General features: G+C 59.8%; 26 protein-coding genes. 22 read left to right on the top strand and 4 right to left on the bottom strand.

Going from position 1 to position 16170, the window contains the following annotated elements; all coding sequences use genetic code 11:
* From B7G66_RS08005 to B7G66_RS08000, 3 genes are all read left to right on the top strand, one after another.
* Window positions 1-672, top strand: a 672-nt coding sequence (locus B7G66_RS08005) for a hypothetical protein (protein ID WP_048859072.1), incomplete at its 5' end; no start/stop codon positions are given.
* 164 nt (window positions 673-836) lie between these two features.
* A complete protein-coding gene (locus B7G66_RS18180; protein ID WP_170213668.1) occupies window positions 837-1001 on the top strand; it encodes a hypothetical protein in 165 nt (54 codons plus the stop codon).
* Window positions 998-1801 (top strand): hypothetical protein, encoded by an 804-nt coding sequence (locus tag B7G66_RS08000; protein WP_048859062.1) that lies wholly within the window; start codon window positions 998-1000, stop codon window positions 1799-1801. Before B7G66_RS18180 ends, B7G66_RS08000 begins: the two co-directional genes overlap by 4 nt.
* A 175-nt stretch (window positions 1802-1976) precedes the next feature.
* On the opposite strand, the gene B7G66_RS07995 is transcribed toward B7G66_RS08000, so the two are convergent.
* Together B7G66_RS07995 and B7G66_RS07990 are read right to left on the bottom strand one after the other, a co-directional pair.
* Window positions 1977-3284, bottom strand: coding sequence for a Y-family DNA polymerase (locus tag B7G66_RS07995; RefSeq protein ID WP_231106203.1), 1308 nt, complete (start codon window positions 3282-3284; stop codon window positions 1977-1979).
* Window positions 3245-3631, bottom strand: a complete 387-nt coding sequence (locus B7G66_RS07990) for a LexA family protein (protein ID WP_048859061.1) — start codon at window positions 3629-3631, stop codon at window positions 3245-3247. The genes B7G66_RS07995 and B7G66_RS07990 overlap by 40 nt, the downstream gene beginning before the upstream one ends.
* 384 nt (window positions 3632-4015) lie before the next feature.
* On the opposite strand from B7G66_RS07990, the gene B7G66_RS07985 reads away from it, so the two are divergent.
* Window positions 4016-4636, top strand: a complete 621-nt coding sequence (locus tag B7G66_RS07985) for a hypothetical protein (RefSeq protein WP_048859070.1) — start codon at window positions 4016-4018, stop codon at window positions 4634-4636.
* 667 nt (window positions 4637-5303) lie between these two features.
* Here the strand turns inward: B7G66_RS07985 and B7G66_RS07980 are convergent.
* Both B7G66_RS07980 and B7G66_RS07975 read right to left on the bottom strand, forming a co-directional pair.
* Window positions 5304-5681, bottom strand: coding sequence for a hypothetical protein (locus B7G66_RS07980; RefSeq protein WP_048859060.1), 378 nt, complete (start codon window positions 5679-5681; stop codon window positions 5304-5306).
* Window positions 5678-6319: a glycosyl hydrolase 108 family protein gene (locus tag B7G66_RS07975; RefSeq protein WP_048859059.1), complete on the bottom strand. Its 642-nt coding sequence runs from the start codon at window positions 6317-6319 to the stop codon at window positions 5678-5680. Before B7G66_RS07975 ends, B7G66_RS07980 begins: the two co-directional genes overlap by 4 nt.
* 188 nt (window positions 6320-6507) lie before the next feature.
* Between B7G66_RS07975 and B7G66_RS07970 the strand changes: the two genes are divergently transcribed.
* The 18 genes from B7G66_RS07970 (at window position 6508) to B7G66_RS07885 (ending at window position 16162) form a co-directional block, all read left to right on the top strand.
* On the top strand, window positions 6508-6714 hold the full coding sequence (locus B7G66_RS07970) for a hypothetical protein (RefSeq protein WP_141312846.1): 207 nt from the start codon (window positions 6508-6510) through the stop codon (window positions 6712-6714).
* Window positions 6715-6724: 10 nt separating this feature from the next.
* Window positions 6725-7072, top strand: a complete 348-nt coding sequence (locus B7G66_RS07965; RefSeq protein WP_141312844.1) for a MarR family winged helix-turn-helix transcriptional regulator — start codon at window positions 6725-6727, stop codon at window positions 7070-7072.
* A gap of 26 nt (window positions 7073-7098) precedes the next feature.
* Window positions 7099-7839, top strand: coding sequence for a hypothetical protein (locus B7G66_RS07960; protein WP_048859056.1), 741 nt, complete (start codon window positions 7099-7101; stop codon window positions 7837-7839).
* A complete protein-coding gene (locus tag B7G66_RS07955) occupies window positions 7826-8395 on the top strand; it encodes a hypothetical protein (protein WP_048859055.1) in 570 nt (189 codons plus the stop codon). The genes B7G66_RS07960 and B7G66_RS07955 overlap by 14 nt, the downstream gene beginning before the upstream one ends.
* Before the next feature lie 126 nt (window positions 8396-8521).
* Window positions 8522-8881, top strand: a complete 360-nt coding sequence (locus B7G66_RS07950; protein ID WP_141312842.1) for a hypothetical protein — start codon at window positions 8522-8524, stop codon at window positions 8879-8881.
* On the top strand, window positions 8881-9849 hold the full coding sequence (locus B7G66_RS07945; RefSeq protein ID WP_048859053.1) for a DUF2303 family protein: 969 nt from the start codon (window positions 8881-8883) through the stop codon (window positions 9847-9849). The genes B7G66_RS07950 and B7G66_RS07945 overlap by 1 nt, the downstream gene beginning before the upstream one ends.
* A gap of 56 nt (window positions 9850-9905) precedes the next feature.
* Complete coding sequence (locus B7G66_RS07940) at window positions 9906-10085, top strand: hypothetical protein (protein WP_048859052.1); 180 nt, start codon at window positions 9906-9908, stop codon at window positions 10083-10085.
* Complete coding sequence (locus tag B7G66_RS07935) at window positions 10082-10669, top strand: hypothetical protein (protein ID WP_048859051.1); 588 nt, start codon at window positions 10082-10084, stop codon at window positions 10667-10669. Before B7G66_RS07940 ends, B7G66_RS07935 begins: the two co-directional genes overlap by 4 nt.
* 4 nt (window positions 10670-10673) lie before the next feature.
* Window positions 10674-11045: a hypothetical protein gene (locus B7G66_RS07930; RefSeq protein WP_048859050.1), complete on the top strand. Its 372-nt coding sequence runs from the start codon at window positions 10674-10676 to the stop codon at window positions 11043-11045.
* Window positions 11038-11739, top strand: a complete 702-nt coding sequence (locus B7G66_RS07925) for a hypothetical protein (RefSeq protein WP_048859049.1) — start codon at window positions 11038-11040, stop codon at window positions 11737-11739. Before B7G66_RS07930 ends, B7G66_RS07925 begins: the two co-directional genes overlap by 8 nt.
* Complete coding sequence (locus B7G66_RS07920) at window positions 11729-12265, top strand: hypothetical protein (RefSeq protein ID WP_141312838.1); 537 nt, start codon at window positions 11729-11731, stop codon at window positions 12263-12265. Before B7G66_RS07925 ends, B7G66_RS07920 begins: the two co-directional genes overlap by 11 nt.
* Before the next feature lie 4 nt (window positions 12266-12269).
* Complete coding sequence (locus B7G66_RS07915) at window positions 12270-12749, top strand: hypothetical protein (RefSeq protein WP_048859047.1); 480 nt, start codon at window positions 12270-12272, stop codon at window positions 12747-12749.
* Window positions 12746-13489 carry a hypothetical protein gene (locus B7G66_RS07910; protein WP_048859046.1) on the top strand — a complete coding sequence of 248 codons (744 nt, stop codon included), beginning with the start codon at window positions 12746-12748 and terminating at the stop codon, window positions 13487-13489. Before B7G66_RS07915 ends, B7G66_RS07910 begins: the two co-directional genes overlap by 4 nt.
* The gene (locus tag B7G66_RS19050; RefSeq protein WP_200146820.1) at window positions 13486-14001 is read left to right on the top strand and encodes a DNA N-6-adenine-methyltransferase; all 516 of its coding nucleotides are present in this window, start codon (window positions 13486-13488) and stop codon (window positions 13999-14001) included. Before B7G66_RS07910 ends, B7G66_RS19050 begins: the two co-directional genes overlap by 4 nt.
* Window positions 14001-14222: a hypothetical protein gene (locus B7G66_RS07900; RefSeq protein WP_048859044.1), complete on the top strand. Its 222-nt coding sequence runs from the start codon at window positions 14001-14003 to the stop codon at window positions 14220-14222. Before B7G66_RS19050 ends, B7G66_RS07900 begins: the two co-directional genes overlap by 1 nt.
* Before the next feature lie 44 nt (window positions 14223-14266).
* Entirely contained in the window at window positions 14267-15157 is an 891-nt protein-coding gene (locus tag B7G66_RS07895; protein WP_048859043.1) for a phage Gp37/Gp68 family protein, read from the top strand.
* On the top strand, window positions 15150-15659 hold the full coding sequence (locus tag B7G66_RS07890; protein ID WP_052955177.1) for a hypothetical protein: 510 nt from the start codon (window positions 15150-15152) through the stop codon (window positions 15657-15659). The genes B7G66_RS07895 and B7G66_RS07890 overlap by 8 nt, the downstream gene beginning before the upstream one ends.
* A complete protein-coding gene (locus B7G66_RS07885) occupies window positions 15656-16162 on the top strand; it encodes a hypothetical protein (protein ID WP_141312836.1) in 507 nt (168 codons plus the stop codon). Before B7G66_RS07890 ends, B7G66_RS07885 begins: the two co-directional genes overlap by 4 nt.
* Window positions 16163-16170 lie beyond the last annotated feature (8 nt).

Here is a 16170-nt window from a genome sequence, read left to right as displayed (position 1 = left end):
TGGGCACTGGCCACGCTCGACATGCTTCAGGTGCATCGCGTGGGGCAGCCCTGGTCCTATTCCGTTGACCTCGGCCCCGATGAAAACCCGGTCTGCGACGAGCATGGGCGGCAGATGGACCGCTCGTTCTGCGCCGCGTGGGCGGCGGGCGACATCATCGTCACCGACGAGGATTACGGCATCGGGCAGTCCAGCGCCCAGTGGCTGCTGGACCCGGAGCGTAAGCGCGACTGGCGGCAGCATTACGGATACGCCTGGGCGTTCCGTCTGGATGTCTGGAACGATTTCGGCGGCCTGCCCGACTGGCTGGTGACGGGTGCTGCCGATTATATCGCCGCCATGGCGTTCGCGGGGAAGCTGGATACCTCGGACGCCTACACGTCACCCGCCTGCGCGCGGCGTCTGCGCCATTTTGCCGCGGCCTGCGACCGGGCCGTGCGTCAGGATATCGGCGTCGTGCCCGGGTTGCTGTCGCATGGATTCCACGGATCGAAGAAAAAGCGGTTTTACCTCGACCGCAAGGACATCCTGCGGGAGGCCAATTTCGATCCGGACGTGGATATCGGATATGACCGCCACGGGCTGCCATTCCTCGCCAGCGACAATCGCATCCTGCGCGACGGCCTGCGGCGCCTGTCGGTCGCCCGGGATGAAGACAGCAACGCGCTGTAGGAGGCCGGCCATGAACCCGACGGTCGCCGTCCTTCTCTGGCTCAGTGGCGTCGTGAGCGGCGTTGCTGGCGCGTTCTTCCTTTACGCATATCTGGCGAGCAATTCACGATGAGCAGTTCTGAAGATCCGGGGGGCTATCTGCTTCGGCAGCGGCTTCGTGACGCATGACGGTGCAATTTCTGGCAGCGGTCGGTCTTTTCCTGACCGGCTGCGCATTCTCGCAGGTCGTCGCGTTCGCTCTGGCCGCGTGGCGGGAGCGCGCCCGTGAGCGAAAAATCGACGCCACACTGGGTCCTCCTCCGCCTGATCCATCGGATGCCCCACGATGATGCTCCGCAAATTTGGCTGCAAGCCGCCAGAGACCCGTGCTGGCCAGCCGACCATGGCGGTCATGCGCAGCTTCATGGCCCGCAGGGCGCCAAGCAGTCTGATCCGGTCCCATATTGACCCCGGCGTTCTCATGCTGGGGAACGACACGACGAATGACTGTACCAGCGCGGGTATCGGGAATCATATCCGCGCCACGGCGGCGCTCAACCGGTTCCAGGTGGACGTGACCACGGCGCAGGCGCTGACGTTCTACGGCCGCCACACGGGGTTCGTGCCGGGCAATCCTGCCACGGACACCGGCGCAGTAGAGGTGGACATGCTCACCGCGGCGGCCCGGGACGGATACGACGTGACCAACCAGACGCTGTTCCCGATCTGGGGCAGCACGGACCCGCATGACCGCAACGGGCTGTGCAACATCATGGCGGACCTGACGGCTCCATATTTCGGGGTGCAGTTCGCCGATGCGGATCTGTACGAGGATGAGGCTGGCCAGCTGCCGCCCGTCTGGGACACGCGCACACCGGCCAGATATGGCGATCCCACTCCCAATCCCCGCAAGGGGCATTGCCTGCTGGGCTGGTCCTATACCGGGATGGCCGACGATGATCTCGTCGAACTGCTGACCTGGGGCGGACAGCAGCGCGCGACGTGGCGCTGGTTGCGCAGTCGCACAGTAGAGGCGCATGCCCTGGCATGGCGTCAACTGCTGGCCGCCGACAGTCTGCTCCCGCTGTGGGAGGAGTGGCAGAACCTGGTAGCGGCCAACGACAACTATCTGCGTGCGGCGGCGGCCTGATGCCGAGGCTTGTACCGGCCCGAGCCTTCCGGTAAGATTCTGCAAGTTCATCCTCTGGTTCCGTCAGTGGTTGAATCAGAAGGCCGCTAGCGTTCCACGCGCTGGCGGCCTTCGTTTAGGCTGTCGTCACGGTATTAAGGGCGCGGGAATGTGCGTTATCGCCGGTAAACAGGTGTCACCATGCATGGACCTGCATGATGTCCTCAAACCGCGTGGTATAGGCAGGTGACAGGAAGGCCTGCCGCGGGCGCCAGTCCTGCCGCGTGCCGGTCGCCAGCGGGCGCACGGTCCCGCGGCCAAACCGGGCATTGAGGGCGTCCATCGCTGCCATCACGCTTTCGGCGCGTTGTGGATCGCGGGTTGAGAACAGCGCGCCCTGCCGCGCGGCCGGTGCCAGAGCGTCAAGAATGACGCCAGCCTTGAAATACCGATATCCCGGTTTCCAGATTTTTCGCAGCAGCCGCAGTGATGCCGCGATCAGCGCCATCGTATCATTGGTCGGCTCGATGCTGATCGATTGCTGGTTGGCATACCATCCCGCCTCGGTCGATGTGCGGGGGTTGGTCCGTATGAAAACACTGATGCTGCCGGCATGCAGCCGATCGCGTCGGAGTTTGGCTGCGACCGTCGTCGCATATGAAGCGACGGCCTCGCGCAGATCCGACCAGTTGTCGATCGGCCTGCCGAATGTGCGCGTACAAGCGAGTCCCTGTCGTGGAGCTGCCAGATCCGCCAGGGGGAGGCACGATTGCCCCTGCAGTTCCGCCTGCACCCGCGCGCCCACGACCGTAAGCAGGTTGCGGACGGCGCGTGTATCCATCTCGACAAAATCCGCGATCGTGTGGATGCCTGCCCGCCGGAGGCGTTCGGCCCCCTTGTGGCCTATGCCCCACACATCCTCGATGTCAGTCCGGCGGTACCAGTCATGCCGGAGGGCCGTATCATTGAGATCGCACAGCCCCTGTAGCGCGGGATCCGCTTTCGCGATGCGGTTGGCCACCTTGGCTATGGTCTTCGTTGGCCCCCAGCCAATGCAGGTCGGAATCTTGGAGATTTCCAGAACGTCACGCCGCAGGTCCGCGCAGAAGGTGGCCAGATCATATGGGAGCGCCGTGAGGTCGAGGAACATTTCATCGATCGAGTAGGGTTCGACGCGGGGAACCCGATATTCCAGCACCTGGAACATGCGTCGGCTCATGTCAGCATACAGCGGATAATTGCTCGAGTACCACTGTACGGCGCGGAGTGCTGGGCGCCTGCGTGCCAGATGCCACGGCTCGCCCATCTTGATGCCCAACTGCTTGGCCTCGGCCGTCCGGGCGATCGCGCACCCGTCGTTGTTGCTTAGAACCACGACGGGTGAATGTCTGATGCTGGCGTCAAAGGCCCGCTGGCAGGAACAGTAAAACGAGTTCCCATCGATGAGGCCAAAGACCGGCACATTCACACCTCGGTCCGCACCACGGCGCAGACCACGGCCCATATCCCCGCATTCTGGTCTCCGTCCACCGGGCGAAGGGCATCGCCATCGCCCGAGCGGCCCGACCTCAGGAACCATCCATCCCGGTTGCGGGTAATCTCGCAGACAATGGTCTGATCCTGCCAGCGTGCGATGACCACGTTGCCCGTACGTGGCGATGCCGCCGTATCCACGATCAGCACATCCCCATGCAGGATCCCGCGAGCAGACAGGGCATCTCCTACGACGCGCACCGGATACCGATTGGGGCGATAGAGGTCGAGCACGGCGCCCAGATCAATAGGCCCCTCAGCGCTGTCCGCAGCAGGCGATGCAAATCCGGTTGTCCTGTCGCCTGCGTATCCAGACATAGCATGTTCCCCTTTCATTCGCAGAACCGAACGTAACATGAACAATATGGAAGAAGTCAAGAGGCCCGATGCGTCCGGAGGTCGAGCGCGGCGCTCGGAGCGACTGGGGCTGCATTACTGTCTCCCGCTGTCGTCGCATATGAAGCGACGGCCCCATACCGATCGCGGCCATTTTCGCCGCACGGAGAAAATGGTTGTCAGGCGCCCGATGTGCGGGGCGGCCTAGGTCGTGACGATAGGATGAACGAGCGAGAATACCATTTATCGCGCGTAAAGCGCGACCTGCCGCATGCGGCCGAAGGAGATATCATGAGCGTCGAACGGAAATCGCTTTGCGGGCAGTTCGCGATTCCAAAAGGGGGCACCACCAATTTTATGCCCTGTATGATCGCCGGTGCCATTCTCATCATGGCCGTGGCGTTTCTGACTGGATGCAGCGCCCGGCCGCAGGTTGCCACCACGATCCCCCAGGCAATGGCGTCCATACAGGACAGCCTGGCGCGTTCGGGGGCGGTGTCTGTCTCCCATGCAGCATCCTGGACGCCCGAGCAGGCAACCAGATTTGAGCAGGATGTGCAGGCCGTCCAGTGCTCGCAACAGCGGTCTGATCCCGTGGTGGGGGTTTTGGCTGGCACAGTGACCGGCACCCTGTCTGTGCAGTTCACACAGGGCGCACAGGCAACGGTCGGCGCGCTGACAACGGCACCCACCATCGGGGCAGAACTGAGCGGGAGCCGGACCCGCGGACAATCCCTGACGGTGCCCCTGTCGTATGCACCGCTGTCCTCCCTGCCTGACGTCGAGATGTCACGGCAAATTGGCTACGAGACGGAGTTGCTCGCCCAAAATGATGACGCGCGGCACCAGGAAGCCGCTCGGCTGATTCAGGACCGGGAAGCGTTGCGAACGCATGTAGTAGATCTGATTGAACACTGGCATGCAGACCAGTGCATCCAGCATGGGACACTTATGCCATTGGTAGGAGAAAGAATATATCCTCGCTAAATCCCCTTTTTCTAATTTTATGACAAAATGCAACAAACGCATAAAAATTTCTTGCGTTCTCAAGGAAAATGCCATCCCATTCATTCGGGACTGAGAATGTTCAGTCCCGCACAACTGCCTAGAAAGGTGGCATTATGAACCAGTTTCGTATGGTTCCCGGCCAATCTTATGCATTTGCAGATCTTCCCATAGAGGGTGCTTTTGCAAAAGCATTTGCGGCAATGGTAACCAATGAAGGATGGGAAATCGGTGGAAATCCTATCCATTCGAAACTTCCTCCCGTGAAGCCGGGATGTGTCCGTCTTCATGATATCAAGTGGGTCGGAATAGAACCGAATAGAAAACGGTAATATCGGGAAATTCTGGACATCGCTTAGCATCACGTAAATAAAACAAAGTGTTTGCTTTACGTGTAGATCACAGACTCAGCCACGAGCTTCAGTCGTTGAATACCGTGAAATTCGGTCGTCTTGCCCCTCTGATGGAACCTTCTGGAAATCGGTTGCGATCATCGGACTGCCATCTGTCAAGAACACATTATTAAATGTATTGCACTGACAGATACCCTTTTGCACTGCCACTCAGCATATGATGCTGCAGGTATGCCACGATCCCACGACATAAAGTGGGGATGCCCCGTCCAAGATACCTTGGTCGGGGCTTTCTATTACGATTTTGATGAAGTTTTACTTTCAATCACCTGCCTTAACTTCGTCGGTAAGTGAAGCCGCGTCGGCGTGACAGGAATACCGCTCTTATCGAGGATCGTGGTCGCGGTCGGCTTCTGCACCCGATCCACCATGACGGCAGTTTTCCCGCGGCGCACCGCGTTGACGGCCCATCCGACGTTGGCCGCAATGCCATTAATCAGAACGTAGATGATGCCCTCGATACGCGCGCCAGGCGGCGGCGGCTGGATGATGGCGGCCGCAATGGCGCACGCCGCGATCACGGTGCATACGGGGGCCACGTACTGCTGCGGCACCTCGTAGAGCAGGATGGAAAATGCGGCGGTAATGGATGCCAGTGACGATGACGGTTTCATGATGCAGCCTTTCGCGCGGCATTGGATAATTGGAACGCACTGGTGACACGGCGCGCGGTGCGCCCCAGCCAGTCAGTGCCGAATTCGGCGAACCCGGCATCCTGCCGGTAGGCATTGTCCTGTAGCGACCCGAGTGCGCAGATATGCACCAGGTCCAGTGCATCTGCGGCGGCAATGGCCTCCAATGTCACAGGGCCAATAATCCCGTCAGCTCGTACTCCAAGGGTGGCCTGCAGCCGCATGGCAAAAAGCGGTGCAATCAATCTAGTCGGAGTCAGCGATGACCTGACTTCGGCCAGCTGGCGCAGGCTCGTTTCCTCGCCTGCGTTGAATGCCTCATCCACCACCATCAGGTTGATACCGGATGGCAGTTCCGCACCGCCGCACGGGGTCCAGAACAGGTCCGCATAGATCTGGGAAAACATGCTTTCCGTCAGGCCCCGCATGTCCGCCTCGGTTGGCACGCGGTTCAACCAGCCGCGCAGACACGGCGCGGAAATCCCCATGTTGGTGCCGATCAAGATGCCCTGCCCGATCGCACCCCCTGTCCAGTTGCCTGGGTCAGCAGGGTTTTTCTGATAACCGCCCTCTTCGTTCAGCGTGAAGTCAGCACAGAAATCAAAGTCGGTTTCGGGCATCGTTATTCCTAGAATTGTATGGTTTTTCAGAAACCATATTCAGCTAGGCCAGCGTGCCGTCACGACCCGAGGAATAACACATATTCCAACGGGAATGGGTATATTACTGCCATCACGAGGATAATCCGCTTGACGGGATAATCGTTTTCGTATCTGGTTATTTAACCATGACGCATATGGAGATAACCATGATGTATGAACGTTCCACAGCCGCTCCCTCTCCGACACAGACCCCTGTGGAGGTTCTGGAAACATTCTGGCGTCGCAAGAAGATGGAGGCGGAAAATTCCGCATTCCGGACCGGCGTCATCTCTGGAGCAGCGATGGCCGCGGCGCTGGCATGCGGCGTGTGGGCGATCAATATCGCACTGCACTACCTGATCGGGACAATCTGAGGTGGAGAACATGGCCCGTGGTGCGGACACACACTGCGCTCTGTTTGAAATTCTCCACCACGGTTATCTGGGTGGCGACGCTTCTGGAATCGCTACCGTTCGACAGTGGTGCGTATTTCTTTGCGCCGATCGCGAGGAGTTTGTGCGCAACATCGCAAAGGCGGTCGGGATCAGCAAAGGGGCGGCCGTTCGCGCGATTGATGCGCTGGTGGCCGAGGGACTGGTCGAACGTGAGATGAATGCGGCCGATAGGCGTTCGCCATTTATCCGCGTCACCGCCAAAGGGGCACGCGTCATCGCATCCGCGCGCAAGCGCCTGGACGCCATCCTTGGGCGCCAGATGGATAACCGTCGATAATCGTTATTCTCGCGGGTAAACCAAAAATGGAATTTTCCAGCACCAGATTGCGGGGCGATGCGACAAGGCCGCATGCGACCCAGCCGTGGAAACAGACCTATACGGGCATGAAGTTCGATCTGCTCGATCCTCGGCCCGAGCAGGTGCGTCTGATGGATATCGGTGTGCATCTTTCTCGCACATCGCGTTTCAATGGCGCGACGACGGTTGAAAGTTGGAGCGTCGCGCAGCATTCGCTGCTTGTGCGTGACATCCTCCTGCAGCTTTATCCTGATGCGGGGCCGATAGTTCAGATCTATGCCCTGCTGCACGACGCGCATGAGGCCTATACGGGTGACATCACCACTCCGATGAAAATGGCTATCCGCGCAGTCCTGCGCTCGGCCGGCCGGTCCGATGATCCCGTCGAGATCCTCCAGCACCGGATACAGAAGGCAGTCCACAGACATTTCCGCCTGCCGGAAATGGCCAGCGTTTCCATCATGGAACGTGTGCACCGGGCCGACATGTATGCGCTGTCGTGCGAAAAAGAGGCGTTTATGGGTCCGTCACCGGACAGTTGGGGCAATCTGGCCCCGGTCATCCGGGGTGCCGTTCCGGAGCCTCTGGGTGCGGAGGATAGCGCCATCCTGTTCATCAGGGCTGTGCGCGAATGCCTGGAGGCTCTGGGACTGCTCATTTTCTGTGAGGTCGATGACCAGTGTTCCGTCCTGGTGGCGGAAATGGAGGGTGCAAAGTGCGAAAGGGACAATCGTGAACTGGCCTGATCGCATCGACAATTATTGCGCCGTCACCGGGTTCCCGCGGTCGCTGTTCGTGGATGGGACGGGCCGCGTGGTCGGCACGTGGATCATGGGGGCCGATTATCGTGTCTCCAGCGGGTATTATGGGGGATATCCGGCGGGATACCTGAAACGGGTCCGCGCGCTGTTCCCCGATAAACGCAGCACCCTGCACCTGTTCAGTGGATGCGTGGATCTGGCTGCGTTCCCCGGTGATACCGTGGATATCAATCCGGACCGCTCCCCGACGTATGTCGATTGCGCGCAAACCCTGACGAACGTGCCGCTGCACGAATATGACCTCGTGCTGGCGGACCCGCCATATTCGGTTGAGGACTGCGAGCATTACGGCACCACCATGGTCAAGCGGAACCTCGTCATGCGCGCGCTGCAGCGGCTGCCGTCAGGGGCGCATATCGTATGGCTGGACCAGGTGCTCCCAATGTTCCGAAAGGATCATTTCACGGTCGAGGCGACCATTGGGATGTGGAAAAGCACCAACCACCGCTTTCGCGGAATAACAGTATTCCGCCGTCTCTGAACAAGTATCCGTAGGTATGACGGAAATACTCAAATGTATTCGAACGCCATAGCGGATTGGCCGTGTGACGGATGCCCGCGCGCATGCGCCGCATGGCCAATCAGGGCCAGCATGACGGAGAATTTCATGAGTGCAGAAAGGGGAGCCGCCACGTCGTTTTCCCAGCTGGTCGCCCAGGTTGAGGACGGTCAGTTCAATCACGACGCCGGGGATGCCATCCAGGACCTCGTCGCCGCGATGAGTGATGCGGCCATGTCCAAAAATGGCCGCAGCAAGGGAAAAATTGCGATCACGATCGGCTTCGAACTGGAAGGCGGCGTCATCACGACGACGACCGATTTCAAGGTGACGAAGCCGCGCATGGCGCGTGCGAAATCCGTGTTCTGGGCCACGCCCGAGAACCACCTGACCAGGCGCAACCCGCGCCAGCAGGAAATGGAACTGCGTGAAGTTCCGACTTCATCATCACCCATCAGGAACGTATAATGTCTGAAAAAACTCCCGAAAAAATCGCCGCCGTCGATAATTCCGGCGCCGCCGTCGTGCGCGATATCATGCCGGCCGCCATTGGCCCCAAGGGTATGATGGTGGATCGTGGTACTGATGCGAGCGCGGTGGTCCTCTCGGTTCCGGACGGCGTGAAGCTGCATTCGGTCAAGGCGTTTCTGGACGAAAACCGGATTGTGCCCGAACGGCGCAAGGGCACTGCGGTGTTCACCGACGTTCCGTCGTTCTGTGCCCATGCATTACGTTTCCAGGCGGTAAACAGCGTCATTTTCGCGAATGATGACCGCGAAAACCCGTCCATGATGTCCGTCCTCGATTATCATGAGGCCGGCCCTGACGAGCGCACCGGCACGCATAACTGCGAACATCGTGGCCTGTACCGATTCCCCCTGTCTGATGAATGGAAGGCATGGCAGGCGTTTGAAAAGCGCGGTTATGTCAGCATCACCGATTTTGCCGAATTCATCGAAAACCGGCTTCTGGACGTGATGGAGCCGATTTCCTCCACGCCGGTGGATGGCGAAAGCCCGCTGGACGCCGCAATGCGCGAGACCGTGGCCAAGCTGGGCGGGAACCTCGCTGATTCACACAGGCTGCTGGAACTGTCCCGCGGGCTGAAGGTGCACGAGAACAGCCGGGTGGCGCAGGCGGTCAATCTGTCCAGCGGCGAGGGGCAGATGGTTTTCCAGACCGAGCATGCGGATGAGAAGGGCGAGCCGCTCAAGGTTCCGAACCTGTTTCTGATCGCGATCCCAGTATTCGCCAACGACGCGGCGTATCGACTGCTGGTGCGCCTGCGGTACCGCCTGCGCGGAGGTTCGGTGACCTGGGCTGTGGAGCGCTATCGCGCGGATGTCGCGTTTGACGATGCGTTCGCGGGTGTCCTGTTGCAGGCCAGTGGAACGACACAGATGCCCGTGATGCGGGGCAAGCCCGAAATTTCCTGACCTTCCCGCCACCATGCTTCCCCGGGTGACCGGGGAAGCAGCACCGGAATGATGCCATGACGTTTGATTCCTTTCTGATTTTCGTCAAAGAACTGGTTTTCATACGCTCCGCCACGGACATGTCGGCCCGTGCCGATATGGAGGATGCCTGCCGGACCTGCTTTACCCAGCGGATGTCCATCTCCGATACCGCGAACCATCTCATCGAGATGGACCAGGTGGAGGAAGCGGCATGAAAACCGCAAACCTGACGCACGAACGCCTGGATGCCGCCGATAAGGGTAATTCCCGCCGGTTACCGGATGTGCCCGAAAACAATGGCTGGCCTGGTGAGTTGGGAAAGCCGGAAAATCCCCACATTGACGGACGACATTGGGTCGCGGCCATACGCAAGGCCTGCGTGGGTGTGCCCTTCCCGATTACATGGTCGGTTCAGACTGGCTGGGGAGGTTTTGATTATACGGCGGCCGAGTTTGGAGCACGTTACGTCTACCATGGCGCGGTGCTGACTCCATCGCAGGTGCGTGAGTTGGTGCAGGAAGTGCGCCAGTCTGCCTATGCCGCTGGCCGTGCATCACTGGCCCATACGTCAAAGGGAGACGTGGCAGATGCGATGCAATGGAGACGTGTATCTGTCCTGATGCCGGCCGAGGATTGGTTTGAGGACGAGGGCGACGTGCTTTGGCATCGCCCTGACGAATACGGGCAGCTATGCGAGGCGCCTGTCGTCGCACACCCATTATCCAGCGATTGGGATGACGACGACATGGCCCCGTACACGTTGTGGTCGCGGATTCCGAACATCGTGCAGAGGCCGTAGCGCCATGGCCCTGCCCATTCCATTTTGCCAGCATTTCGCGGATCGCCTGTTCGAACGGTACGGTATCGCGCTGCGCGCGGGGGAATACGAGGATCTGTTCATACAGATCCGGGACCGGCGGGGCCTATTCCTCAACCGGCTGGACCGCTCTGGGTCCGAAATATGGCGCATCACGCATACGCGGACCGACATCGAGGTGGATGTCGTTTGGAGCCCCAGAAGCCGAAAGATAGTCACATGCGCGCCGCCGGGCACATGGGTGCAGGTCGGGGGTGTGTGGATCAACCAGGCACTCGGAGATGCCGTGCCCGACGCCCTGACGTCGCGCCTGCGGTTCAACCTGAACCGCAAGAGAAGGAAAAGCCAATATGTGTAGCAGCACAACGGATCGGGTGATGCTGGCCGCCGTCCTGAGCGAAGAAGATATTGCCCGGATCGCCTGCGCCATGTCGCCTGCAGGTGAGTCGGCTTGGTCCGACACGGAGAAAGCATTGTACATGCAGCTGGCCCGCAAGGCGGCTGAGGAAGTGGTCGGGCTTGGTTCTCCTATCCCGCCGTACGCAGACGTGGAGACAGTCGCCTATGCGATCTGCTCCACAGTAAATGGAAAAGCTCTTGCCGCCAGTGAGCGCAAATCTTTTGCCGAAGAACTGGCGCAGAACGTTAAAACACCATGCGCCGTTGTTCCCCTCGTCCGCCGCATCGACATGGAAACGCAGATTGCAGCCTGCCGTGTGGATACCTTTTCCTACCATACAGCCAATGTGCGCGCAGCTGATGCGCTGCCAATGCCGCGCTTTGAAATGATGTTTGAGGAGGGAGACGCGCCCGGCAGTGTTATGCGGGTTCTAGCGTACCTTGGCATCGAAAGTCGCTTGGTCGAGAATGATTGGGAAGATGTCCTCAATGGTGACAGTCTGGACCTCGCTACTGTGGAGGCTCTCCCGGTTCCTGATTTCGTACGCAACAGCCAGTGGAAAATGGTCAGTGCCTGGGACACCGAAGATGGGACAATCATCAGGCAATACGTGCGTCCGCTGGTGAAAGCGGAGGGCGGAAATGGTGTTTGATCGTGCTTCTCCTCAACAGAATTCACGGGTTGTGTTTCCCCATTTGAAATACGGCAGCACGATTGCGGAAACGTCTGTGCGCCTGCGCAAGGCATGGCGCGTCAGCGTTAAAGGCCACGATGGCGAGAACGCCTATTTTGCCCATACTGCCGGGCATGCGCGGATGGACTGTTGGCGTGCAATGGATTGCGATCACGGTCGGATCATCGATATCCGCGTCCGAAGATGGCCCGAGAAAGATCAGAAATTACCGGAGCAGGATCCTATTGCCGACACTCTTTCTACAGAGGAAAGGGGATGTTTGGTGCATGCCTTTGGCCTGAACGAATACGAACCGTGGAAGTCTGGCTACCGCGACTATTTCTTCACGTCCTCCAAAAATGAAACCCTTTTAGGGCTGGTGAAAAAAGGTCTCATGCATCCGGGCAAAGCACCGTGCTGGGAAGATACGAATGTGTATTTCCGCCTGACTGCCTTGGGTAAGCACGTCGCGCTTTCGCTCGTCCCTCTATATGGAGCGAGATAGCATCATGAGCGATGTAACCGAACTGATGCGTGTCGCCATGCGGGCTGATCCTGAAATGACGGAACGGGAGAAGGATGCCGTACGCCGTGCGTTCCGGGCCTTGATCGCAGACGATTACCTCATCGAACACAAATCGCTGGCATGCTGGAACCGAGATGGCGCAGGTTACGAAGAACTGCCAGTTCCACGCCTTCAGCTTCGATGGACAGACAGTGGGACCATCTGTCATTACGAACTGATCCTGCGGCTTCAGAGCGGCGATATCAGACGCGAAGTGGGCGATGAGAAGCGCAGTTGCTTTATGGCCATTCCCATGGGCTGGACAAGATGTTCTTCGCCGGTGGAACACGGGCCTGACGGACAAATCCGGACGCCATATCGGGATGGCTGTCACATCAAATGGGATGCGGCGCAGCTGGGGCTTCCTGCTTATGTAGTCTGGAGAAGAGAGGTCCGGGTTCTTGAAAAGGTCAGCATGTCATGACGCAGCGACCCGTAATAGAAACCGTATTGTCCCCATGCGAAAAAACGCTGGCGTACCTCGCAAAAGGAAACTGGAGCGCGAAGGCCATCATCCAGGCCGTTAAAAACCATGATGGAACAGAGCTGCCGTCTGATGCGGCTGTTGCCTATATCAAGGCCGGTCTGGAATGTTGGCATGGCTGTGGTTTTTATCACGACCGTGCAACGCGCGGTGATGGCCATCTCAAGCATTGCGAAGGCGATGACGAAAGTTGGGCCTGGAACTTTCGTTCCGGCGTCGATTACACGATCTTGCCAAAGCCTGGTGTGGCATTGGCAGACCTCGATGTAGGGATGTCTGATCCCCGGATTATTGAGATCGTCGGTGCTGCCCTCGGCAGGACATCCGTTTATGAAACTCCCAAGCATCAGAATGAGCATGCTCTCGAATTGATGGGAATATTGCGCCTTCGTGGATATGAAGTGGTGGCGCAGAAGAACCCGTGGAACCCTATTGAGACTGCCAAAAAAAATGGCAGTCCGGTCCTCGCGAAAATCCATGACGATTTGTTCCCGCGCGTCAGGCCTGACAGAGCCGATCTGAAGACGTGGAACGGCCGTGTAATCGAGGTCGCGCACCCCGGCATTCTGTCCGACGGTCTGGATGTTGGCTGGGGAATGGTCGCGCCTGTCGGGCACGGAGGTTTTCCTGACGATTGGTTCGCGGGCTGGATAGCTGTTCCTCTGAGCACTGAGGCATGACAAAGCCATACCACGCCATGACGGGACGGTCAGACGAGTGGTTTACGCCCCCGGAAATTTTTGAGGCACTGGGAGAGACATTTGATCTGGATGTTTCCCAGCCCGAAACCGGCCGGGAATATTTGTCCGTGCCATGCCGTCGGTTTCTGACCATGAAAAACGATGGCCTTTCCAGTGCATGGGATGGGTTCGTCTGGATGAATCCCCCATTTGGGGCGCGCAATGGCGTCGTGCCATGGCTGGCGCGCTTCATGCGCCACGGGAATGGGATTGCCTGCGTATATGCGCGGACCAGTGCTGGCTGGTTCCACGATTGCACGCCCAAAGCCGATGCGATGCTTTTCCCCCGGGGCAAGACAAAATTCATCAGGCCGGATGGCTCGCGTGGGAACGCGCCAGGCGATGGCATTGTGCTGATCGGGATGGGGAAACGGGCTGTTTCTGCATTGGCGCGCGCTCAGAAAGCAGGGCTCGGAATCACAGTGAAAATTTATAGAAAGGATACCGTCTGATGAACGTCGAACATCACGGACCGACCTATGCGCGGATGGAGCAGATCGCCAGCTTTCTGCGGGCGCGTTCCGGTCTCTGGGTCGCATCGGAAGACGTTATCGAGGCCATGGACGGCGAGATGAACGCATCTGCCGTCCGGTATTGCCTGAAATCCCTCGTGCGCCGCCGGCGTGCCGAGCGGACAGTATCCGGCCGCGTCACCCTCTGGAAATCACGCTGACAGATCCCGACGGGAATTGTCATTATCGAAGGTAAAAAACGGGCATGGGACGCAATTCCGCGATCGAATGGACCGACCACACGTTCAATCCGTGGGTCGGATGCACCGCGATCAGCCCCGCCTGCGACCACTGCTATGCGGAGGCCTGGGCGAAGCGCACCGGCGCGCCGCAGTTGTGGCAGGGCGATCGTCGTCGTACATCAGGGACCAACTGGCGGCAGCCCCTCAAATGGGACCGGGAGGCACGGGACGCAGGCGTAAGGCGCCGGGTGTTCTGCGCGTCGCTGGCGGACGTGTTTGACAACCAGGTGCCGCACGCGTGGCGGCGGGATCTGTGGGCGTTGATCGCGCAGACACCGCATCTGGACTGGCTGCTGCTGACGAAGCGTCCGCAGAACTTCACGAAGTTCCTGCCTGATGGTCAGGACGACGCGCCGGCATGGGGCATGGGCTGGCACAATGTCTGGCTGGGGGCGACCATCGCCAACCAGGTCGAGGCAGAGCGCAATGTGCCGACCCTTCTGAAGGTGCCGGCCTCTTGCCGGTTCCTGTCCATCGAACCGCTCCTCGGCGAGGTAGACCTGCTGGAATGGCTGGATCCAACGGGGGCGTGCTGTGGCGGCGAACCGGAGTGCCGTTGCCAGCCATGTCCTAGCGATGCCGACTGGCGGGGGACCCAGGGCGACGGCTTTGACCCATGCATCAACTGGGTAATCGTTGGCGGCGAAAGCGGACCGCACGCCCGACCAATGGCGCGGGACTGGGTCTCGGAACTGCAAGAACAGTGCGAAAAATACGGAATTCCGTTCTTTTTCAAGCAGTGGGGCGAACATGACGCGGAAGGAAATCGCGTCGGGAAAAAGCGCTCAGGCGCGCTGCTGGATGGGCGGGAATGGAAGGAATTCCCCTCCCTGAAGGAAAGCGGCCATGGGTGAGGCAAAGCGTCGCCGCGAGTTGCAGGAGAGCCGAACAGCGGAGGGACTGCCCGTCCCGCGCCCGACGGAATGTCCGTCATGCGGGGTCCGTGAAACCACGACGGTTCAGACCAATGCGCGCCTGCGGGAACTGGGACTGCCACAGGAGGTCGGATTCTGCGGGTCATGCCGGGCGATATGGGAGGTTTTCCCCCCGCAGTATATCGCGGACCCGGTCTGCGCGGAGCCATGTGATAACTGTGCATTCCGGCCCGGCGCGCCGGAGCAGGCCGATCCGGAGACCTGGAAATCCCTACTGGACAGCCTGCAGGTGGACGGGGATGGCATGTTCACCGGCAGGTTCTACTGTCACAAGCACGTGCCGATCGACATGAGCAAGGGACCGGGGAATTTCCTGTTTCCGCAGCGCGCGGATGGGGCCTGGGACACCGCGAAGATGCGGATGTGCAGCGGGTTCCTGCGCATGTTCTGGGCACGCCAGCGCAAGCTGGGGCTGATGTGATGGGGAAGCCTGTCGATCTGATCGGCCGACGCATGGTGCAGCCCATGCCGATCCCGGCGCGTGCCTGCGTCATCAGGGGAGACCATGGGGTGCGTGGGGTGGTTTTCTCGCTGACGCATCGTGGGCGCGCGGGCGTGGAAATCTGGGTCTGTGTGGCAGAAACGCGGGACGTTGCACGGCAATGGTGTGTATCACGGACCGAAAACATCGACCTGCCATCTTTCGCCGCCGCGCGTGTCTGGGTGCATGCATGGGCTGCGCGCTACGGGCACAGGATCCGCGAGGACATTCCCGCGCGCCGCCGCCCGAAGATCGGGTCGCGGGCCTGCCGTGCCCTGCTGGCTGCGGGCGGCTGCCGGGAGAGCTGGCTGACCAGCGATGCGCCACGTCTGGCGGCGGAAGCCGCTGTGCGCTGCCAGTCACCGGCGGCGGACTGCCACCATTACGGCAGGTGCCAGTACGGGACCTGCGATATGGAGATGGATGTGGACGATGCCTCCTAGACGCCTTC

Source organism: Novacetimonas hansenii JCM 7643 (genome assembly GCF_000964405.1).
In the GTDB taxonomy this organism is placed as follows: Bacteria; Pseudomonadota; Alphaproteobacteria; order Acetobacterales; family Acetobacteraceae; genus Novacetimonas; species Novacetimonas hansenii.
This window is presented reverse-complemented; position numbering and strand designations above follow the sequence as displayed.

Bases quoted from the DNA above. Each gene is read 5' to 3' on its own strand.
- B7G66_RS07940 (WP_048859052.1), top strand. From the start codon at position 9,906: ATGACGTTTGATTCCTTTCTGATTTTCGTCAAAGAACTGGTTTTCATA.
- B7G66_RS07995 (WP_231106203.1), bottom strand. From the start codon at position 3,284: ATGGGCCGTGGTCTGCGCCGTGGTGCGGACCGAGGTGTGAATGTGCCG.
- B7G66_RS07900 (WP_048859044.1), top strand. From the start codon at position 14,001: ATGAACGTCGAACATCACGGACCGACCTATGCGCGGATGGAGCAGATC.
- B7G66_RS07895 (WP_048859043.1), top strand. From the start codon at position 14,267: ATGGGACGCAATTCCGCGATCGAATGGACCGACCACACGTTCAATCCG.
- B7G66_RS07965 (WP_141312844.1), top strand. From the start codon at position 6,725: ATGGCCCGTGGTGCGGACACACACTGCGCTCTGTTTGAAATTCTCCAC.
- B7G66_RS07970 (WP_141312846.1), top strand. From the start codon at position 6,508: ATGATGTATGAACGTTCCACAGCCGCTCCCTCTCCGACACAGACCCCT.
- B7G66_RS07945 (WP_048859053.1), top strand. From the start codon at position 8,881: ATGTCTGAAAAAACTCCCGAAAAAATCGCCGCCGTCGATAATTCCGGC.
- B7G66_RS07950 (WP_141312842.1), top strand. From the start codon at position 8,522: ATGAGTGCAGAAAGGGGAGCCGCCACGTCGTTTTCCCAGCTGGTCGCC.
- B7G66_RS07985 (WP_048859070.1), top strand. From the start codon at position 4,016: ATGATCGCCGGTGCCATTCTCATCATGGCCGTGGCGTTTCTGACTGGA.
- B7G66_RS07980 (WP_048859060.1), bottom strand. From the start codon at position 5,681: ATGAAACCGTCATCGTCACTGGCATCCATTACCGCCGCATTTTCCATC.
- B7G66_RS07935 (WP_048859051.1), top strand. From the start codon at position 10,082: ATGAAAACCGCAAACCTGACGCACGAACGCCTGGATGCCGCCGATAAG.
- B7G66_RS07990 (WP_048859061.1), bottom strand. From the start codon at position 3,631: ATGTCTGGATACGCAGGCGACAGGACAACCGGATTTGCATCGCCTGCT.
- B7G66_RS08000 (WP_048859062.1), top strand. From the start codon at position 998: ATGATGCTCCGCAAATTTGGCTGCAAGCCGCCAGAGACCCGTGCTGGC.
- B7G66_RS07920 (WP_141312838.1), top strand. From the start codon at position 11,729: ATGGTGTTTGATCGTGCTTCTCCTCAACAGAATTCACGGGTTGTGTTT.
- B7G66_RS07910 (WP_048859046.1), top strand. From the start codon at position 12,746: ATGACGCAGCGACCCGTAATAGAAACCGTATTGTCCCCATGCGAAAAA.
- B7G66_RS07960 (WP_048859056.1), top strand. From the start codon at position 7,099: ATGGAATTTTCCAGCACCAGATTGCGGGGCGATGCGACAAGGCCGCAT.
- B7G66_RS07975 (WP_048859059.1), bottom strand. From the start codon at position 6,319: ATGCCCGAAACCGACTTTGATTTCTGTGCTGACTTCACGCTGAACGAA.
- B7G66_RS07915 (WP_048859047.1), top strand. From the start codon at position 12,270: ATGAGCGATGTAACCGAACTGATGCGTGTCGCCATGCGGGCTGATCCT.
- B7G66_RS07925 (WP_048859049.1), top strand. From the start codon at position 11,038: ATGTGTAGCAGCACAACGGATCGGGTGATGCTGGCCGCCGTCCTGAGC.
- B7G66_RS18180 (WP_170213668.1), top strand. From the start codon at position 837: ATGACGGTGCAATTTCTGGCAGCGGTCGGTCTTTTCCTGACCGGCTGC.
- B7G66_RS19050 (WP_200146820.1), top strand. From the start codon at position 13,486: ATGACAAAGCCATACCACGCCATGACGGGACGGTCAGACGAGTGGTTT.
- B7G66_RS07930 (WP_048859050.1), top strand. From the start codon at position 10,674: ATGGCCCTGCCCATTCCATTTTGCCAGCATTTCGCGGATCGCCTGTTC.
- B7G66_RS07890 (WP_052955177.1), top strand. From the start codon at position 15,150: ATGGGTGAGGCAAAGCGTCGCCGCGAGTTGCAGGAGAGCCGAACAGCG.